We start from the raw sequence: 16721 nt of genomic DNA on the forward strand, positions 1-16721 counted from the left end.
CTTTCTCATTTTATTCTCCAATTTTCAAGTGATCTCTTCCCAAATTCAAACCACTTTCAAACAAGAAGTTGAAAGAAATTTTTGTCAAACCATTTGTCAGAATTACACGTTTTGCCATTTCCCGCTTGACAGTTGAACTCACAAAAAACATTAACTTACTTTGGTAAATTTATTAAAAACTAAAGGTGTGGAGGAAGGTTGAATGAAGGTTAAAGTAACGAAGGAAGTAGAATTTGGAATTACAGATACAGAGATTTTGCTTGGAATGTCCACGGTTTTAACGGGACCTTCAGATTATCTGGGAAACAGTTTCAAGAATGGAGCGATGTCATATTTCAACCGCATAAATAAATCGGGTGGCATCAAAGGCAGAAACATAAAACTGATTGCATATGATGACGGATATGAGCCGGGACGCTGCATTGAAAATACTCATAAATTAATCGATGAAGACAAAGTATTCTGTTTATTTGGCAACGTGGGAACTCCAACCACAATGGCCATAAAGCCAATTATTGTAGAAAAACATATACCTCTTATCGCCCCATTTACAGGAGCAGAACCATTAAGGAATCCACTTGTGAAGGAGATTTTTCATTATCGTGCCAGTTATTATGACGAAGTAGAAAAATTCATCAAAGGAGTTGTAGACAAGCTTGGAATGACCAAAATTTCCTGTTTTTACCAGGATGACAACTATGGTTACACAGTACTTGAAGGACTGAATAAATCATTGATAAAGCGAGGGCTAAAACTTCATTCCTGGGGAACTTATAAAAGAAACACCATGGATATCCAAGCAGGATTAGACAGAATTATTCCCACTGAACCTGATGCAGTTGTTATGGTAGGAACTTACGGAAGTTGTGCCAAGTTTATTATTGAAGGCAAAAAGCAGGATTTCAATCCTGTTTTCATGAACGTGTCTTTTGTTGGAGCACATCAGCTTCTGGATATTTTAAATGATGCAGGACAGGGTGATGCAGAAATTATAACCCAGGTTGTTCCTCCCGAATTCAGTATGCTGCCAGCAGTAGTGGAAGCCAGAAATGATTTGAATGCATATGCTCCTGATGAAGAATTAAATCATGTAAGCCTGGAAGGTTATCTTGCTGCTAAAGTTTTAGTTGAAGGTTTAACCAGATCTGGCAATAATCTGACAAGGTCAAATTTCATAGAACAGATGGAATCAATTAAGGATCTGGATATTGGTATTGATCATCAGATCAGTTTTTCTGCTACCGATCACCAGGGTTCAGATAAAGTATATCCGGCGATTGTGATAGGCGGAGAATACAATTATTTCGAGGACTGGCAGGTAATCAGCAGTTATTTAAATTAGATAAAATTATTTGCTGATCAGAGTTTTGATCAAGTAATAGTTATATATTCATAAAGAGTGTCTCCGGTTAGATTTCTTCATATTTCTAAGCGGAGACGCTAATGTATTCCAACATTCTGCCATTTCCCGCTTGACAATCAAACCCGATCCAAACACTGCTCATTATAAAAAATAAGGAGTTGTAAAAGTTGAGTACTTTTGCAATTAGATAAATTAATGAGAAATTTTGAACATAAAATAAAGAAATTACAATTCAGGCAAAACCTGATAATCGGGCTTAAGTTTGCTCTTATCGCCCTGGCAATTTTCATTCTTGCATTCACTCTGTTTTTTGTCGTGTTTTCCAGCGCTGCCAAGCATGTTCAGGAACTGTTTTTATTTGCTTTAACCATCAAAATATTACTGTTTTTGATTTTCATTTACCTGGCGTTGCAAGCCAATCGAACCATGAAAACCAAGCTGGAGATTGCCCGGCAGCTGGATGAATTCAATCAGGATAAAGCGGATACTTATCAGAATGCCCTGGAACTGCAAGCGGAAGATATTGAACATGAGATTTTGGAAAGGATTCTGCAGAAAGCAGATAGAAAAGCAGAAAATCAGCTGCTTAAAGTTGTCAGCAATTTTCTTTCTCCTATTTGGAAGATCGTGATCTTGCTTTATCTAGCTTCTGCCTTGCTCTTTATTTTGAATCCGCAGAAATTCATGCAAGCCAGAGAATTCTTTGCAATGCGGAAAATGCCGGAAATTCAGCACAAGGAATTTGTTGAACTTGAACCAGGAAATATATCCGTAACTCGTAACAGTAAAGTAACGATAGAAATTTTGAATCCAGAACCAGAAGTAGAACATAAATTCTTCTATCGCATAGAAGATAATTGGCGGCAGGAACAACTCATGGATTACAAAAAAATCTTTGAGAATCTGGATTTTTCTTTTTCCTATTTTGTGCAGACTCCATTTGCTGTTTCCGATACTTTCCGAGTGGAAGTGTTTGAATTACCAGTCGTTACAAATATCGATGTGCGCTACGATTATCCTGAATACACAAAATTAAAATCGGAATTTGAACAGAATGCTTCAGGTAATATCAGGGCCATACAGGGAACGCAAATCACACTCAATATCGATGCCAACAATCCCATTGAAAACGGTAAGATCATATTTTCGACTGGAGATTTGCAGGATTTGACAAGAACCGGCAAAAGTTCATTCAAAACCGATTTCAAAGTTGAGCAGAATGGCAGCTATCATTTTAATCTGGAAGATATTCTGGGCAATACTTCCCGCAAATTATCCAAATCTATCACCGTTGTTTACGATCAAATTCCCGAGATCAAAATAACTTATCCCGGCAAAGATACTCTATTCACACAAAATATGCTGCTGCCTCTGCAGATCATCGCTTCCGACGATTTTGGTCTTAAGGATCTCCTACTTTTTTATCACATAAATCAAGGTGTTATCGATTCTTTGAGTTTGCAGTCACGCATTCCGGGTACGACTCTCAGTTTGGATCATGTTTTCGATATGAATGAAATGGTGCTTTTCCCCGGTGATAAAGTAACTTACTGGGTTCAGATTTCTGATAATTCTCCCCAAAAGCAGACAGCAGAATCTCGTCGATTTACAGCACGTTTTCCATCTATAGAAGAGATTTATAAAGAGATCGAGGAAAAAGAACAGGAAAAGCGGGAAGTTCTGGAAAATACTCTGGAAAAATCGCAAGAACTGCAAGAAGAATTTGAAGAAAAACGGCGCGAACTTTTGAAGAAAGAAGAAATGGACTGGGAAGACAAAAAGGATATTGAAAACATCTTGGATAAACAGGAAAATCTGAATAAAGATATAGAAAATGTGGCAGAAGATTTTCAGGAATTGCTTGAAAAATTCGAGGATAATGAAGGACTTTCCAACGATACAATGGAAAAGATGCAGCGCATTCAGGAATTGATGGAAGAGATCAGCAACGAAGAGCTGGAAAAAGCCATGGAAAAACTGCGGGAAAGCATGGAAAATCTCGATCCTGATGTGATGAAAAAAGCTTTGGAAGATTTTAAATTCTCCATGGAAGATTTTTCCAAAAAACTCGATCAGACCATCAAACTTTTGGAAGATATCAAAAAAGAACAGGCTATCGAAAAAGCTCTGGAAATCACCGAAGAGATGAATGAAATGCAATCCACTCTCAATGAAAAAACCAAATCCGGAGAGAGCAGCAACGAAGAGCTTTCCAAACAGCAAAAACAGATTTCAGATAAGATGGATAGTTTGCAGAAACAACTGGATGAGATCGAGAAAATGCTGGGAGAAAAGGACGGAGAACTGCAAAAGATGCTGGATGAACTGCGAGAGCAGATGGAGAAAGATGATGTTCAGCAGGATATGCAGCAGAGCAGCGAAAACCTGCAATCCGGCGAGATGAAGAAAGCCCAGCAATCCCAGCAGAGTGCTCAGGAAAAGCTGGAACAGATGATGAAAATGCTGCAGAAAATGAAAGAGAGTTTTGCAGCCGGCGCGCAGATGAATATGATGCAGGCAATGCAGACAGCAGTTCGTCGACTTTTAATTTTTTCTGAAAGACATGAAGCCTCGCATTCCAAATATTTTCAGGATCCTTTTGCAATTTTGCCAGATCAGATCGCAATTTTTGAAAGTGTGAACCTTACGGTGAATGAACTTCTGCAAACTCCGATGATAGCCCTGACTCTGGGCGCAAAATTCTTTTATGATGCTAATTTCACGTCTTCCACGTATCGGGAGATGTTCCAATATATAAATGATGCGCAGCATGTAAAAGTAAATCAATTCCTTACAGATGTTCAGAAAGGTTTGAACTTGATGATCTATGATCTATTGCAGAGTTCGCAGAATATGCAGCAGGGCGGCAGCAGCAGTGGAATGCAGAGTTTGATGCAGGCTTTGCAGCAGATGGGTCAACAGCAGATGATGATAAACATGGTCTCGCAGCAGCTTTTACAGCAGTTGGGCAAGGAAGGTAGGATGAGCCAGGAAATGATGTCTCAGGCACAAAGGCTGGCGCGCGATGAAGAACGACTGGCAGAAAATTTGAAACGTATTCTGCAAAATGACAGAGAAGCACAAAAGCAGACAAATGCCATCAACCAGATCATCGATGACCTGGAAGAAATTGCCCATGATCTGAAACGAGGACGAATCGATAGAAACCTGGTGGATAAGCAGGAAAGAATTCTTTCCCGACTGCTGGATGCTCAGAAATCTATCCACAAACGAGAATTCAGCAAGAAGCGTAAAGCAGAACAGAGCGAGATAGAAAACTGGGAACTGCCGGAAGAAATAAAATTAGAATTTGACAAAATGCGAAAAAAAGCTCTTTTGAACGAAGATTTGGAAGATTATCCCAAAGAGTATCGGGAGTTGATAAAAGAGTATTTAAGGTTGTTGAATGAGAAAGCGGAGTGAACTCACCCTCAGTCTTCGCCTGAGGCTACGAACTGACGAGTTGCTGTCCCTCCCTGGCTGGCCGAAGCCTTGCGAAGGTTTTGTTACATCTTGCTTGTGCGACCTTCGAAAGGTTAGAGATGAGTGATGAGAAAAGAAAAAACAGCTCCCCTTGGGAAGGGGAGAAGACTCGAAGAATTTCGAGTCAGAGGGGTTTGAATTAATGGCAAAGATTGAGCTCTTTAAACCCCCTTTTACTCCCCCTTACGAAGGGGGACTTAAAAGATTTTTGTTGTCGAAATTAGTTAATTTAAACTCCCCTTGGGAAGGGGAGAAGACTCGAAGAATTTCGAGTCAGAGGGGTTTGAATTAATGGCAAAGATTGAGCTCTTTAAACCCCCTTTTATTCCCCCTTACAAAGGGGGACTTCAAAGTTTTTTCTTGGCGAAAATAATTAATCCAGTCTCCCCTTGGAAAGGGGAGAAGATCAGCTTGCTGATCAGAGGGGTTTTGTTAGATTAATGAATTCATCAAAATCAATTGTTTCATATCGCTCTGATCTGAAAGAAAAAGCTCGGGAAAATCGCAAAAACATGAATAAACCTGAGCGGATCGTTTGGTATGAACTTCTTAGAAATAAAAAAATGAAAGGATATAAATTTCTAAGACAAAAACCAATTGAAAATTATATTTTAGACTTCTATTGTAACGAACTAAAATTGTGTGTTGAAGTTGATGGGATCACACATTCAGATAAAATGGGTTATGACGAAATTAGAACTGAAAAATTGAAAAAGTTAGGTATTAAGGTTATTCGTTATTCAAATATTCAAACAAAAAAACAACTTCACGATATTAGACTTGACTTGTTAGAAAAAATTACTATTCGAGAAACAGAACTTGGAATAAGCTCCCCTTTGGAAGGGGAGAAGACTCGAAGAATTTCGAGTCAGAGGGGTTTGAATTAATGGCAAAGTTGAAATTCTTCAAACCCCCTTTGATTCCCCCTTACAAAGGGGGACTTAAAAGATTTTTGTTGTCGAAATTAGTTAATTTAAACTCCCCTTGGGAAGGGGAGACAGGAAACGCAGTTCCCAGAGGGGTTAAAATGAAAAAAATATTATGTATTTTAATTTTACTTTCATGCTTTTATCTAAATTCCAAAACCTGGATTCGGGAATACACTTACCAGGCAAGTGAAGCTGACAGTAAAATTACTTCTCGAGCAATTGCTTTGGAACAGGTAAAACGACTTCTTCTGCAGGAAATTGGCATGTATATGCACTCAACTGTTTTAAGTGGAGAAATTGAAGCGAGTGGTAAGGTAAAAGATCTAACAGCAAAACAAATTGAAATAATTTCTGCAGGTATTACCGAAACAAAAATTATTGAAGAAAACTGGAATGGTGTAACTTATTATATGAAAGCTGAGATTACAGCTGATGAAAACGATGTTGTAAATAGACTTGATACAATAATCGAAGATAATGAAAAATCAATGCAACTTGAAAAATCGCATAGAAGAACTGAAAAAGCACTTGCAGAAATTGATAGTTTGAAAATTAAATTAGCTAAGACAAGAAATGAGAATCAAAAATTAAAGTTACAAAAAAAATATAATCAAAGCAGTAATGAATTAAGTGCTGAAGATTGGTTTCAGAAAGGAGTAATAGAAGTTCATAATGGTTATTACGAAAAAGGGATAGAATATTTTAACAAATCAGCTGAATTGCATGCAAGACCGGAAACGCTTTATAACATTGGACTTGCCTATGGTAAACTTGGGAATTATAATAAAGAAATTGAGTATTATATTAAAACAAATAATGTTTTTCCAATATTCAATTCGTATTATAATTTAGGTGTGGCTTATTTCGATATTGGGAAATATGATGACGCTATTGAATGTTATAAAAATGCAATTGAATTTGCTCCAAATAATCCTGATGTATATTTTAATCTAGGAAATGTCTATTTAGAAATTCACAAAGAAATGAATGCAATAATTAATTTCAAAAAAACAATTGAATTAAATCCTTATGATGAAGTTGCTTATTACAATATGGGTAATGCCTATAGTAATTTGGGTAATTATGATGATGCAATAATAAACTATGAAAATGCAATTGAATTAAATCCTTATTATGTAGAAGCATACAATAATATGGGTTTTTCTTATGTACAAAAAGGGAATTTTGAAAAATCTATTAAGTATGCTCAAATAGCAGCAAGATTGGGTTATAAACCTGCACAAGAATTATTATTGAAATTTGGTATTCAATGGTAGATAAAACAATTATGTAATTAGTAAAAGTAGAAAATTAAATAGAGGAATTATTATGGATTTTAAAAACATCAGTAAAATTATTTTTGAATTTGATACTGAAGATGAGCCAAAACTTAATAACAATGGAGAATTTACAATCAAATTACCCATTGTTGCAGATTTGCTAAAGATATCGGAAATCTATCCAGATATTCAAATCATCTTAATAAGTAAAAGAACATCAAAGATTTTTGAATTGGAGCATAGTACTCAAGGATTTAGGATTCATCCGAAATTATTTGATTCCTCGTATTTTAAATAATGCAAGTTTTAAATTTACTCTTTATCAGAAATAAATTGTAAGATGATGTCATGTTAAATCATAAGATTGACAAAGAATACAGTTCAATATTTGGTAGATTTGGGTATTCTATATGAGTATAGCATATTGTCCTTTATTTAATATAAGTATAGATAATGATGTGCTTAATGATTTTAACGAATTCATTATAAATACAAATCTTAAAATTTTAACAAAAGATTATAAACTTACTTCCAGTAAGTTAGTACAATCAAATTTATCTTTTAAAGAACAAGAAGAATTGCCGTACTATTGGTTATATGTCAAAGCTAACTGTGATTTCTATACAATAACAAATTATATTCATTTGTTTCAATTATCATTATTGATAGTTAAATCTACAACATTAAAAATATTTTATAAATTTAATACAGAGGATTTAAATAGATTCGAAGATATTTTTAAATTTATCGATGAAAAAGAATACAACGTTAATATTGAATTAGATGATACAGTATTAATTAAAAAATATTATCCAATAATTCTTGAAATATTTAATGAAAATAACCGATTAAGAAGTGCTCTTGTTTCAATGCTTAACGGATGTACAGCAATTCATTGGAGCGCATCATATGTTTTATTTATAACAACTTTTGAAACTATTCTTACTCATAAAAGTAATTGGGGGATTAAGAAAAAACTAGCCTGGGCATATTCCATACTTACTGAGAAAGATAATCAACAAAGAGAAATTGCATTTAGAGAGTTTCTTAAAATCTACAAAGTAAGATCAGAAATTTTGCATGGAGAATCTTTTAAAGATAAATATAATGATGGAAAACTAAATCTGAAGGAACTTGCTAAATGTAGAGATATGTTGAGAAAATTGTGGCAGATAATTTTAAATTCAGAAGAATTAATCGACGTTTTGTCAGGAAAAGATAATGTTAGAAAAGAATATTTTAAGAAAATTTCTGAAGGTTGGATGCCAAAAGATTTAAGCTCCCCTTTGGAAGGGGAGAAGACTCGAATAATTTCGAGTCAGAGGGGTTCAGAATAATGGCAAAGTTGAAATTCTTCAAACCCTTTTTGGAAGAGGAGAAAGGAAACGCAGTTTCCAGAGAGGTTTAAATACATTTAAAAAATAAAATAAGGGGAGAAGTCAAATGGGTGCAAGAGAACATTGGAGCAGTAGAAAAGCTTTTATTCTGGCAGCGATCGGTTCTGCCATTGGTTTGGGAAATATCTGGCGTTTTCCGTTCAAGTGTTATGAAAGCGGTGGTGGTGCGTTTCTAGTTGCGTATCTTATCGCCATGCTTTCGGCTGGAATTCCGCTGATGATATTGGAATTGAGTATTGGTCATAAATACAAAATGGCTGCACCATTGTCGCTCCGTAAAGTTGGCAAGAAATACGAATGGATCGGCTGGTGGGCTGTTTTTGTTGGATTCATGATAACGACATATTACGCAGTTGTAATGGCCTGGGGTTTGAATTATTCGATCTTCTCTGTAACTCAGAATTGGGGACAGGATACAAGCGGATTTTTCTACAATCATTTCCTTGGTTTAACCAGTGGACCATTTGAATTCGGAAATATTCAATTTCCAATAATGATCGCTTTGGTCGTTAGCTGGATACTGATAGTTGCCGCGATCTGGAAAGGTGCGAAAACGGTTTCCAAGGTCGTTTATTTCACGGTTTTTTTACCTTGGCTTCTATTGATAGTTTTTGTAGTAAGAGGAGTTACGCTTCCTGGGGCAATGGAAGGATTGATCTTTTATCTACAGCCGCATTTTGAGAAGTTATTGGATCCTAGTATCTGGATTGCAGCATATGGGCAGGTTTTCTTTTCGCTTTCTATAGGATTCGGTATAATGATAGCTTATGCCAGTTTTTTACCAAAACATTCAGGAATTATCAATAGTGCGCTAATCATCGCTCTGAGTGATGGAGCAACTGCCTTCATTGGAGGTTTTGCAGTGTTTGGAACGCTGGGATATTACGCCGGAATCGAAGGTGTAGCTGTGGAAACCGTTCTGAAAGGAGGTCCTGGGCTTGCTTTCGTAACTTATCCTGCAATAATCAACATGCTGCCCCTTTCTAAAATATTTGGAATTCTCTTCTTCTTAATGTTGTTGACATTAGCAATTGATTCAGCTTTTTCCTTGGTCGAAGCTGTTGCATCGTCTTTGCGGGACAAATTCGGTTGGGGTTATAAAAAATCTAATATTCTGGTAGCAGTTGTTGCTTTTTTCATAGGGATATTATTTACTACCGGAGCAGGTCTTTACTGGCTGGATATCGTAGATAAATGGTTGGAAGTTTTCGGACTTTCTGCTGTAGTTCTGGTAGAATGTGTTGTTCTGGGATGGTTTTACAAATTAGAAAGGCTTCGGGGTTATGCCAATAAATATTCCGAAGTTAAAGTAGGAAAATGGTGGAACTATCTGCTGCGATATTTTGTACCGATAGCTGTAGCAGCTCTCATAATCTCAGAAGCTGTTTCGTTCCTGACAAATGGTTATGAAGGTTATCCCGGAAAAGCCCTGATTTTTGGCTGGATAGTTGTTGTGGTAGTTCCAATATCAGCAGTACTTATTTCTTTACATAACCGAAACAAGGATGTTCATCCTGATAAAACATTCATTCCCAAAGAAAGTTTTACCGATAAAATTGGTTTCAAACGTCTTTACACCTATTTCAAAGCTTTATTGTTGCTTGGAATTATTCTTATTGCGATTATTATAATAGGTCAATCGAGTGCATTTTTTGCCAGCTTGATAACACCAAGTATTGCGCTTTATGTTTTTCTTGCTTTAATTGGAGGAGCAATATATTTCACTACAATTTCCATTAAAGAAGAAAAGCGTAGGATGGTGTGGACCGATGAAAATTTTGTGGAAGATGAAGAACTAAATAAGGAAGATTAATTGAAAAAAAGTATTCTCATCCTATTTGTGCTGCTGCCTGTATTACTTTGGCCGCAATACAATGAAAAAAACATCCTGATAAAACAGGCAAATCGCTATCTGGTGCAAAGGCATTACGAGAGAGCAAATCAAATCTATGAGCAGATCCTCACAGATTTTCCTGTGGATGCCGGAGTAGTGGACATGTATGTTTCCAATCTGATAAGAACTTCCAAAATAGATAAAGCAGAAGAGCAGCTGAATAAATATGCACAGCAAATTACAGATCTCATCAGGATAAAACTTCGAACATCGATCTTGATAAGTCAGGGAAAATTGGATAAAGCAGAAGAATTGTGTTTGGATTTTCTGGCGCAAAATGCTGGCAGCATAAATTCTTATCGCACACTATCAAGTATTTTCGAGCAGTTCCGGCAGTATGAAATTGCCGTGAATATTCTGTTGCAGGCCAGAAAAGTTACCAAAGACGATCATCTTTACTCACGGGAAATGGCTCTGGATTATCAGAATCTAAAGGAATATGAAAAATCTGTTGAAGAGTTCTTCAAGCTTGTCAGTCGTCAGAAAGGTTATACCAATTATGCTCTCAGCAGGTTAAAGCAAATGCTGCAAGATGATGACTCGCTGATCTCCAAATTAGAAAAGGAAAGCAGCAAATACGAAGACGAAAATATCATTCAGATCGTTGCTCAATGTTATGCCGAGATCAAAGATTATGATAATGCACTTCTCAAATATGAGAAACTTGCACCAAATATTTTGAATAATTTTGCTATCAGTATGAAATCTATGGGAAATCTGGAAGTTGCCAAACGAGCTTTTGTCCGATATGTGGAGCGTGAACACGATGTGGCAAAACAGGCAACGGCAAATATGCAGATCGCTGATATTCTGATTACTTTGGGAGACTTGGAAACTGCAGAAAAAAGACTTCTGAAGATCTATAACGATAAAAATCTGCAAGGTTCACATTACAGATTTCGAACCAAAGCGAACAGTGATGCCAGACTGCTTCTATCTGAAATTGCCATTATACGAAACGATGATTCGAATAAAATCGTTAATTTTCTGGAAGATGCCAAGAAATATTCCTACAATCTTTCCCAGAAAAATGATATTGAATATAAGATCATCGAATATCTGATGCTGATCGGAAATTTTGAAGACAGCAAATATAGATTGCAAGCTTTGCTTTCACAGCAGGAAAGTGGAACAGATTCCTACAAAATGGGATTTTATTATTCTTATCTGCTTGCTTTGATGCAGAACGATCCCGCATCGGATAGTTTGTTGGGAGAGATCCTGATCAATCTTCCAGAAAAAGAGCAGGCAAATGATGCTTTGAATCTTTTCGTTGTGTCTTCACTTCTTAAGCCGGAACAAAAAAGCAGTTTCTTTGCCGCTTATCGCCAGATGCAGCTTCACAAAATAGAAGCAGCTGTTGATTCTTTGCTGCTGATCTTCCAGGAAACAAATAATGAGGAAATGCTTTTACTGGCAGGAGAATGGGCAGAACTTGGTAATTTGACAGATGATGCGAATTATGTATTTTCGCAGGAATTCAAAAATCCCATTTTACAGAATTATGCCAGGTTAAAATTGGCAGAACTACATGATGATAAAGAACTTTGCCGAACATTTCTGCAAAATAATCCGCAATCAATTTTCAGCCCGGGATTCAGGAAAATATTAGAGAATTAGAATAAAGGGGTAACTAGGAGGACTAATGCGTGGTTTTTACTGGTATCTAATTACTTTTGTCACCATCATGCTTTTCTTCAGGTTTTTTGGTTTTATCATGGCTTATGCTATCCGCTTCTGGTTCGTTGTTATTCCTGTAGTATTGATCCTATACTATTATTTCAGAAAGCAGAAAGCTGATAACACCTTCAAAAGAAATACCGGACTCGATCCTGATAAAGAAGTAAAACTGAAAGAAGAACCGAAAGTAGAAGAAGAGGAATAATTTGTGAGAGATCCTTTCAAGGAACTTTCCAAACATAACCAATCTCTCCTCAATAGCTTCCTCTATTATATAAAGGTAGAAAAAGGCCTTTCGGAAAACAGTGTGGAAAGCTATCATCGAGATGTTCAGGATTGTCTTTTCTATCTGGATAAGAAAGTTGAAGATATCAAAGCAAACGATGTGATAGATTTCTTTGTAAATCTTCAGGAAATGGGATTGTCATCGTCCAGTATTGCCAGAAAACGCAGTGCGATCAAGGTCTTTTTCGATTACCTGAGCCAGGAAGAATTTGATACCAAAATGAACTTCAACGAAGTTCCAACCATAAAATACACACAAAAACTTCCCGATGTACTTTCCCAGAAAGAAATGTTGAAGCTTTTGGACAGCATTCCCACCGAAGATGCTTTGGGTTGGCGAAATAAAGCCATGCTGGAATTGATGTACGCCTGCGGTTTAAGAATTTCTGAAATCATCAATCTTTCGATCCACGAAGTTTATTGGGAAGAACAAGTTGTGCGCGTAATGGGAAAAGGCAGCAAACAGAGAGCTGTGCCGATAGCTGATCAATCTCTGGAATTTCTGAAATATTATTACAAAAATGCCCGACCAAAATTGCGGAAAATCAATCTTACCGATATTATGTTCCTGAATCGGTTTGGTCGCAAGCTAAGCAGAATGGGAGTGTGGAAGATGATAGAAAAATTAACCTTGCAATGTGGAATAAAAAAACATGTTTCTCCTCACACTTTCCGGCATAGTTTTGCTACGCATCTTTTGGAAGCCGGAGCAAATTTGCGAGTTGTTCAAATGCTTTTAGGTCATTCCAGCATCAACACAACCCAGATCTACACTAATATCGACAACAAATTTATCATGAAAGAGCACAAATTGTATCATCCCCGCGGATGATTTTATAACGAACTGAATAATAATGAAATAGGCATTGCGTTATATTTATAAAAGTATGTAATCTTAATTATTGACATCTGAGAAATGATTAAAAAAATGGCAAATCTAAAAAATAATGGAGGTCGGAATGTTTAGAAAAACTGGACTATTACTGATGCTTTCTCTTATAATATGTTGCGGATTATTGTTCGCAGAAAAATCATTGGAAAGGATTGCCAATGAAATCGGAGTGGAAGGAGAAACTCTTTACAACGCTGGTAGTTATGTAGAAGCTGCTGCAAAATTTGAAGAAGCTATTGCAAAATTGAAAGAAGCAGTTCAAACTGATGGAATTCCAATGGATAAGGATAAGATAAATCAGTGGTGGCTTTACGCTTTCAATGGTTATTTTCAGGGTGGAGATTATGAAAATGCCATCAAAGCTCTTGATGCAAGATTGGAACTAAATCCCGGCAGCTGGGATCTTATCAATTACAAAGCCATAATCCTGAAGTCTAAACTGAATAGAATTCCTGAAGCTATTGAAGTTCTTAAAGCATACAATGCAAATAAGAGAAGCTTCAAAGTAGAAAAGAAAATTGCTGGTTATTATGTGGATATGGACGATAAGGAAAAAGCACTGGAATGGTACGAAAAAGCTTATGAACTGAAAAATGATTCCAAAGTTATCAAAAATATAGCTACTCTATATGTTCAGCTGGGAAATAATGCAGAAGCTGTGAAAGCTTATGAAGATTTTCTGCAAACCAATCCCCGCGAAAGTGTCCTTATTCAAACCTATAAGAATATGGGAAGTTTGTATGAAGATATGCAGCAGTACAATAAATCGAACACATATTTTGAGAAAGCTCTTGAAATGAAATACGATTCAGCAATCAATCTGCTACTGATATCAAATTATTACGATATTGATAAATATGATAAAGCATTAGAAAAAATCGATCAAAGACTTAGAAATAGCCCTGGTGATGCTGATGCCATCTATTTTAGAGCGATGATAAAATATAATCGTGGTAATAAAGTTGGAGCTAAATCAGATTTCGAAAAACTATTCGGTTCCAAATACGACAAACAAGCAAAAGGTTTCGTAGAAAGTATTGAATCTGAACTTTAAAAAAAAATAGGAATTATTATGAGAAATATACTGATTGCCGGCAACTGGAAAATGAATAAAACATTTGAAGAAGCCGAAGATTTCCTGGTAGAATTGAATGATAAACTGAAAGATATGCAGCTTACCAAAACAGAAGTTGCAATTTGCGCACCCTATGTCTATCTGGAAATGGCCTACGATCTGGCATTGGATTCTCCTTTGCTGATCGGAGCCCAGAATTGCAGCGAACATGACAATGGAGCATACACTGGTGAGATTTCAGCGAAAATGTTGTCTTCTATGGAAATGGATTATTGTATTGTCGGGCATTCAGAAAGACGTCAATATTTTGCGGAAACCGATGAAATGGTCAATCTGAAGATCAAAAAACTTCTTTTAGATGGCATCGATCCGATCGTTTGTATCGGCGAAACATTGGAACAAAGAGAAGAAGGCATCACAAAAGATCTAATTCTCAAGCAGTTATCCGGTGCATTCCAGGATATTGATTTTGAAGAACGAAATATTGTGATAGCTTATGAGCCGATCTGGGCGATTGGTACTGGAAAAACTGCTACTCCGCAGCAAGCTCAGGAAATTCATGCTCTTATCAGGAATTGGCTTACCGATACTTATGGAGAAGATATTTCTGAATTTACTCAGATCCTTTACGGTGGAAGCATGAAACCGGAAAATGTGGAAGAACTTTTGAAACAAGTCGATATCGATGGCGGACTTATCGGTGGTGCTTCACTTGATATTTCAAAGTTTTCATCGATGATAGATGTGGCTGTGAGTTTGTAATTTTAAAGTTATAAATTATTAAACCCACGGCTTCTGGTCGTGGGTTTTTTCATAATAAAAGTGTTATATAGAGGTTAAAATGTTAGATATTAAATTTGTCAGGGAAAATGCTGAATTGGTAAAAGAAGCAATTCAAAAGAAAAATGAGAAGGCAGATGTAGATAAGATTCTTGCTCTGGACGAAAAGAAAAGAAAGATACAGTTTGAATTTGATACTAAACGTGCAGAACAAAACAAAGTCTCCAAAGAAATTCCAAAATTGAAAAAAGCAGGAGAGGATATCACCAATGTTCTAAAGCAAATGAAAGGATTAGCCGAAATAGTGAAAAATCTTTCTGCAGAACTTTCTGATATTTCCAAGGAATTGGAGCAAGCTTTGTTAACAATTCCCAATATTCCCAATCCAGATGTTCCCACTGGTGGAGAAGAAAATAACGAATTTGTGAAAGATTGGGGTGAAAAGAAAGAATTTACTTTCAAACCCAAAGATCATCTTGAATTAGCTGAGATAAATGATCTATTGATCATGAAAAGAGCTGCAAAGATCTCTGGTAGTGGCTTTGTAGGTTACAAAAGCAAAGGCGCTCGTTTGGAACGCGCCCTCATCAATTTTATGTTGGATTATCATATTCAGAAAAATGGTTATGAAGAAGTAATGCTGCCGATTTTGGTAAATAGAGAAACCATGACAGGGACTGGTCAACTTCCTAAATTGGAAGATGACATGTATCACGTTGATCTTGATGATCTTTTCCTGATACCAACAGCTGAAGTTTCTGTGACGAATTTGTTTTCTGATGAAATAATGAATCGTATTGATCTACCTGAGAAACTTGTTTCCTATAGCCCATGTTTCAGAAGAGAAGCTGGCTCTTATGGAAAGGATACAAAAGGATTGCAGCGCCTTCATCAATTCAATAAAGTGGAAATGGTAAGATTTACAACTCCTGAAGAGTCTAATATTGCTTTGGAAGAGATGCTGATTGATGCAGAAAATATTCTGCAAGCTTTAGGATTGCATTATCGAGTAGTTACATTGGCTACAGGCGATCTCAGTTTTGCCTCTGCCAAAACTTATGATTTGGAAGTATGGGCGCCGGGTGCTGGAAAATATTTGGAAGTTTCTTCTGTAAGCAATTTCGAAGATTTTCAGGCAAGAAGAGCTTCCATTCGATTTAGAGATGAAGAAGGCAAAGTAAAATTTGTCCACACACTAAATGGTTCCGGATTAGCTACTCCAAGAACTGTGATTGCTTTATTGGAAACTTATCAAAATGAAGATGGAACAGTAGATTTACCAAAGGCTTTAAAACCTTATTTTGCTGGAAGTGAAAAAATTTAGTTATTTTTATTGTTTTCGTAATGTTTATAAAAATGGATAATTAGATTTACTCTCTGTCCTCATATATAAAAAAAGTGAATAAAAAAGTAATTTTTAATTTGACATGGAGAGGGTAGGTTTCAATTTTGCCAAACCTTGTTTTTAGCGAGGTAATTTTTTTTGTTCTTTAGAGAGAAATTTAGGAAACGAATTAGATAGACGTGAATGGTGAGTGAGTAAGGATATATTTTTATAACGAAGAGTTTGATCCTGGCTCAGGACGAACGCTGGCGGCGTGGATTAGGCATGCAAGTCGAACGCGAAAGTAGAGCTTCGGTTTTACGAGTAGAGTGGCGGACG

General features: G+C 36.3%; 13 protein-coding genes and 1 rRNA gene. All 14 read left to right on the top strand.

Features of this window, described 5'->3' with window-relative positions; all coding sequences use genetic code 11:
* The first annotated feature begins 202 nt into the window (after positions 1-202).
* Entirely contained in the window at positions 203-1342 is a 1140-nt protein-coding gene (locus K9N40_10055) for an ABC transporter substrate-binding protein (protein MCF7814810.1), read from the top strand.
* Positions 1343-1558: 216 nt separating this feature from the next.
* Positions 1559-4786 carry a hypothetical protein gene (locus K9N40_10060; protein ID MCF7814811.1) on the top strand — a complete coding sequence of 1076 codons (3228 nt, stop codon included), beginning with the start codon at positions 1559-1561 and terminating at the stop codon, positions 4784-4786.
* A gap of 572 nt (positions 4787-5358) precedes the next feature.
* Positions 5359-5733 carry an endonuclease domain-containing protein gene (locus tag K9N40_10065; GenBank protein ID MCF7814812.1) on the top strand — a complete coding sequence of 125 codons (375 nt, stop codon included), beginning with the start codon at positions 5359-5361 and terminating at the stop codon, positions 5731-5733.
* Positions 5733-7052, top strand: coding sequence for a tetratricopeptide repeat protein (locus K9N40_10070; protein MCF7814813.1), 1320 nt, complete (start codon positions 5733-5735; stop codon positions 7050-7052). The genes K9N40_10065 and K9N40_10070 overlap by 1 nt, the downstream gene beginning before the upstream one ends.
* Positions 7053-7104: 52 nt before the next feature.
* Positions 7105-7353: a hypothetical protein gene (locus tag K9N40_10075; GenBank protein ID MCF7814814.1), complete on the top strand. Its 249-nt coding sequence runs from the start codon at positions 7105-7107 to the stop codon at positions 7351-7353.
* A gap of 112 nt (positions 7354-7465) precedes the next feature.
* Positions 7466-8392 (top strand): hypothetical protein, encoded by a 927-nt coding sequence (locus tag K9N40_10080; protein ID MCF7814815.1) that lies wholly within the window; start codon positions 7466-7468, stop codon positions 8390-8392.
* A 106-nt stretch (positions 8393-8498) separates the two neighbouring features.
* Complete coding sequence (locus K9N40_10085; GenBank protein ID MCF7814816.1) at positions 8499-10265, top strand: sodium-dependent transporter; 1767 nt, start codon at positions 8499-8501, stop codon at positions 10263-10265.
* Complete coding sequence (locus K9N40_10090; protein ID MCF7814817.1) at positions 10266-11966, top strand: hypothetical protein; 1701 nt, start codon at positions 10266-10268, stop codon at positions 11964-11966.
* A gap of 25 nt (positions 11967-11991) precedes the next feature.
* Positions 11992-12231 carry a hypothetical protein gene (locus tag K9N40_10095; GenBank protein ID MCF7814818.1) on the top strand — a complete coding sequence of 80 codons (240 nt, stop codon included), beginning with the start codon at positions 11992-11994 and terminating at the stop codon, positions 12229-12231.
* 3 nt (positions 12232-12234) lie between these two features.
* Positions 12235-13143, top strand: coding sequence for a tyrosine recombinase XerD (locus K9N40_10100; GenBank protein ID MCF7814819.1), 909 nt, complete (start codon positions 12235-12237; stop codon positions 13141-13143).
* 127 nt (positions 13144-13270) lie between these two features.
* Entirely contained in the window at positions 13271-14257 is a 987-nt protein-coding gene (locus K9N40_10105) for a tetratricopeptide repeat protein (protein MCF7814820.1), read from the top strand.
* An 18-nt stretch (positions 14258-14275) separates the two neighbouring features.
* Positions 14276-15040 carry a triose-phosphate isomerase gene (tpiA, locus tag K9N40_10110; GenBank protein MCF7814821.1) on the top strand — a complete coding sequence of 255 codons (765 nt, stop codon included), beginning with the start codon at positions 14276-14278 and terminating at the stop codon, positions 15038-15040.
* Positions 15041-15119: 79 nt separating this feature from the next.
* Entirely contained in the window at positions 15120-16382 is a 1263-nt protein-coding gene (gene serS / locus K9N40_10115; protein ID MCF7814822.1) for a serine--tRNA ligase, read from the top strand.
* Between the two features lie 231 nt (positions 16383-16613).
* Positions 16614-16721 (top strand): 16S ribosomal RNA (locus K9N40_10120); the annotation flags it as partial.

It is taken from the genome of Candidatus Cloacimonadota bacterium (assembly GCA_021734245.1).
Lineage (GTDB): Bacteria > Cloacimonadota > Cloacimonadia > Cloacimonadales > TCS61 > B137-G9.